Origin of the sequence: Corallococcus llansteffanensis, from assembly GCF_003612055.1 — a bacterium.
Classification (GTDB): domain Bacteria; phylum Myxococcota; class Myxococcia; order Myxococcales; family Myxococcaceae; genus Corallococcus; species Corallococcus llansteffanensis.
Map to the genome: position 1 here is coordinate 1 of NZ_RAWB01000596.1, position 2,500 is coordinate 2,500.

General features: G+C 55.9%; 2 rRNA genes (1 of these 2 cut by a window edge). Both read right to left on the reverse strand.

Annotation, left to right across the window (positions count from 1 at the left end):
- Nucleotides 1–58: 58 nt before the first annotated feature.
- Nucleotides 59–175 (reverse strand): 5S ribosomal RNA (gene rrf, locus D7V93_RS36020).
- Between the two features lie 176 nt (nt 176–351).
- Nucleotides 352–2,500: ribosomal RNA gene (locus D7V93_RS36025) — 23S ribosomal RNA — on the reverse strand; it runs 819 nt beyond the window's last position.

Consider the following 2,500-nt stretch of genomic DNA (forward strand, 5'->3'; position numbering starts at 1 on the left):
GCCCGCAAAGGCAAAAGCCCCTGGCGCCTTGCGGCACCAGGGGCTTTGCTCAAAAAGAATCCGGCAGCGACCTACTCTCCCACGCGGTTTCCCGCGGAGTACCATCGGCTCTGGAGGGCTTAACTTCCGTGTTCGGGATGGGAACGGGTGTGACCCCTCCGACATTGCCACCGGAAAAGCGATTGACGGTGCATACGAAGGGTAAGTTGCAAGCTTCTGCTTGAGTGAAGCCTCTTCTTTGAAGAAGAGTGAAACAGCTGTCTTCCGGGCAGACGCTAAACTTCGCGTCATGGCCTCGGCCTTGGCCCCGAGTCCCTTACTCCCCGGTTAGGGGGCATGCAAGAGAAGGGGGAAAGTAAGCCGCTCGACTTATTAGTACTGGTTAGCTTAACGCGTTACCGCGCTTACACACCCAGCCTATCAACGTGGTAGTCTTCCACGAGTCTTCAGGGGCTTGCGCCCGGGATACCTGGTCTTGAGGTCGGTTTCCCGCTTAGATGCTTTCAGCGGTTATCCAATCGGCACATGGCTACCCAGCGATGCCTCTGGCGAGACAACTGGTACACCAGCGGTGCCTCCAACCCGGTCCTCTCGTACTAAGGTCAGAGCCTCTCAAGTATCCTACGCCCACAGCAGATAGGGACCAAACTGTCTCACGACGTTTTGAACCCAGCTCGCGTACCGCTTTAATTGGCGAACAGCCAAACCCTTGGGACCTGCTCCAGCCCCAGGATGCGATGAGCCGACATCGAGGTGCCAAACCTCCCCGTCGATGTGAACTCTTGGGGGAGATAAGCCTGTTATCCCCGGAGTACCTTTTATCCGTTGAGCGATGGCCCTTCCATTCAGGACCACCGGATCACTATGACCTGCTTTCGCACCTGCTCGACCTGTCGGTCTCGCAGTCAAGCTCCCTTATGCCATTGCACTCGACGCCCGGTTTCCAATCGGGCTGAGGGAACCATCGCGCGCCTCCGTTACTTTTTGGGAGGCGACCGCCCCAGTCAAACTACCCACCAGACAGTGTCCCAGTCCCGGCTGACGAGACATGGTTAGACACCAGAAATCAGCAGGGTGGTATTTCACCGTTGCCTCCACCGAACCTAGCGGCCCGGCTTCAAAGGCTCCCACCTATCCTACACAGCCAATCCCTAGTGTCACTGTCAAGTTGTAGTAAAGGTTCACGGGGTCTTTCCGTCTTGCTGCGGGTAAACTGCATCGGCACAGCTATTTCAATTTCGCTGAGTCCCTCTCCGAGACAGTGCGGAAGTCGTTACTCCATTCGTGCAGGTCGGAACTTACCCGACAAGGAATTTCGCTACCTTAGGACCGTTATAGTTACGGCCGCCGTTTACTGGGGCTTCGGATCATCGCTTCGCCTTGCGGCTGACGAATCCCCTTAACCTTCCAGCACCGGGCAGGAGTCAGACCCTATACGTCGGCTTGTCGCCTTCGCAGAGTCCTGTGTTTTTGGTAAACAGTCGCTACCGCCATTTCTCTGCAACCTCTCTCGGCTTCGGCTGTACGCCTACACCTACCAGAGGCCCACCTTCTTCCGAAGTTACGGTGGAAATTTGCCTAGTTCCTTGGAGGAGAGTTCTCTCAAGCGCCTTAGGATTTTCTCCTCACCCACCTGTGTCGGTTTGCGGTACGGACACCCTGCAGACTCCCTGCGGGACTTTTCTTGGAAGCAGAGCATCAGCGACTTACCCCTTGCGGGGCGCCATGGGATCTCGGGGATAGCTGCCGCGCCTTTAATCGTACGCGACACCCCTACGTCTTTAGACTGACACAACCACCGGTCAGCTCGCCTAGCTTTCTCCGTCCTCCCTCAGTTCAACGTCTGCAAGATGGCGCAGGAATATTAACCTGCTTGCCATCACCTACGCCTTTCGGCCTCGGCTTAGGACCCGGCTAACCCTGGGAAGATTAACTTGACCCAGGAAACCTTGGGTTTACGGCGAGGGGGTTTCTCACCCCCTTTATCGCTACTCATTTCGGCATCAGCACTCCCAGTCGCTCCAGCAGCCCTTTCGGTCTACCTTCGCTGCAACTGGGACGCTCCCCTACCGCCACACACGCATAACGTGCATGACCCGAAGCTTCGGCACTAGTCTTGAGCCCCGTTACATTTTCGGCGCGGCCTGTCTTGACCAGTGAGCTATTACGCTTTCTTTAAAGGATGGCTGCTTCTAAGCCAACCTCCTGGTTGTCAATGACCTGCCACATCCTTTCTAGTGTTCACTTAGACTAGATTTGGGGGCCTTAGCTGTCGGTCTGGGTTATTCCCCTCTTGCCAATGGACGTTATCACCCACTGACTGCGTCCCGGGATAACAATTGCCGGCATTCGGAGTTTGGTACGGTTTGGTAATCTGGTGAGACCCCTAGCCGTTCCAGTGCTCTACCTCCGGCATTGAATTGCCCGAGCCGATACCTAAATATCTTTCGGGGAGAACCAGCTATCACGGAGTTTGATTGGCCTTTCACCCCTACACACA